Source organism: Bacillus sp. NPDC057893 (assembly GCF_042796455.1).
Classification (GTDB): domain Bacteria; phylum Bacillota; class Bacilli; order Bacillales; family Bacillaceae_G; genus Bacillus_A.
Genome location: NZ_JBHVNG010000038.1, coordinates 1 through 1,726 on the forward strand (window position 1 = coordinate 1; position 1,726 = coordinate 1,726).

General features: G+C 52.0%; 1 rRNA gene. It reads left to right on the plus strand.

Features of this window, described 5'->3' with window-relative positions:
• Positions 1-1,726: ribosomal RNA gene (locus tag ACFVQC_RS30140) — 23S ribosomal RNA — on the plus strand; the annotation flags it as partial.

Below are 1,726 nucleotides of genomic sequence, written 5' to 3' on the forward strand. Positions count from 1 at the left end.
GGTGATCTACCCATGTCCAGGGTGAAGTTCAGGTAACACTGAATGGAGGCCCGAACCCACGCACGTTGAAAAGTGCGGGGATGAGGTGTGGGTAGCGGAGAAATTCCAATCGAACCTGGAGATAGCTGGTTCTCCCCGAAATAGCTTTAGGGCTAGCCTTAAGTGTAAGAGTCTTGGAGGTAGAGCACTGATTGAACTAGGGGTCCTCATCGGATTACCGAATTCAGTCAAACTCCGAATGCCAATGACTTATCCTTAGGAGTCAGACTGCGAGTGATAAGATCCGTAGTCAAGAGGGAAACAGCCCAGATCGCCAGCTAAGGTCCCAAAGTGTGTATTAAGTGGAAAAGGATGTGGAGTTGCTTAGACAACTAGGATGTTGGCTCAGAAGCAGCCACCATTTAAAGAGTGCGTAATAGCTCACTAGTCGAGTGACTCTGCGCCGAAAATGTACCGGGGCTAAATACACCACCGAAGCTGCGAATTGATACCAATGGTATCAGTGGTAGGGGAGCGTTCTAAGTGCAGTGAAGTCAGACCGGAAGGACTGGTGGAGCGCTTAGAAGTGAGAATGCCGGTATGAGTAGCGAAAGACGGGTGAGAATCCCGTCCACCGAATGCCTAAGGTTTCCTGAGGAAGGCTCGTCCGCTCAGGGTTAGTCAGGACCTAAGCCGAGGCCGACAGGCGTAGGCGATGGACAACAGGTTGATATTCCTGTACCACCTCTTTATCGTTTGAGCAATGGAGGGACGCAGAAGGATAGAAGAAGCGTGCGATTGGTTGTGCACGTCCAAGCAGTTAGGCTGATAAGTAGGCAAATCCGCTTATCGTGAAGGCTGAGCTGTGATGGGGAAGCTCCTTATGGAGCGAAGTCTTTGATTCCCCGCTGCCAAGAAAAGCTTCTAGCGAGATAAAAGGTGCCTGTACCGCAAACCGACACAGGTAGGCGAGGAGAGAATCCTAAGGTGTGCGAGAGAACTCTGGTTAAGGAACTCGGCAAAATGACCCCGTAACTTCGGGAGAAGGGGTGCTTTCTTAACGGAAAGCCGCAGTGAATAGGCCCAAGCGACTGTTTAGCAAAAACACAGGTCTCTGCGAAGCCGTAAGGCGAAGTATAGGGGCTGACACCTGCCCGGTGCTGGAAGGTTAAGGAGAGGGGTTAGCGTAAGCGAAGCTCTGAACTGAAGCCCCAGTAAACGGCGGCCGTAACTATAACGGTCCTAAGGTAGCGAAATTCCTTGTCGGGTAAGTTCCGACCCGCACGAAAGGTGTAACGATTTGGGCACTGTCTCAACCAGAGACTCGGTGAAATTATAGTACCTGTGAAGATGCAGGTTACCCGCGACAGGACGGAAAGACCCCGTGGAGCTTTACTGTAGCCTGATATTGAATTTTGGTACAGTTTGTACAGGATAGGCGGGAGCCATTGAAACCGGAGCGCTAGCTTCGGTGGAGGCGCTGGTGGGATACCGCCCTGACTGTATTGAAATTCTAACCTACGGGTCTTATCGACCCGGGAGACAGTGTCAGGTGGGCAGTTTGACTGGGGCGGTCGCCTCCTAAAGTGTAACGGAGGCGCCCAAAGGTTCCCTCAGAATGGTTGGAAATCATTCGTAGAGTGCAAAGGCATAAGGGAGCTTGACTGCGAGACCTACAAGTCGAGCAGGGACGAAAGTCGGGCTTAGTGATCCGGTGGTTCCGCATGGAAGGGCCATCGCTCAACGG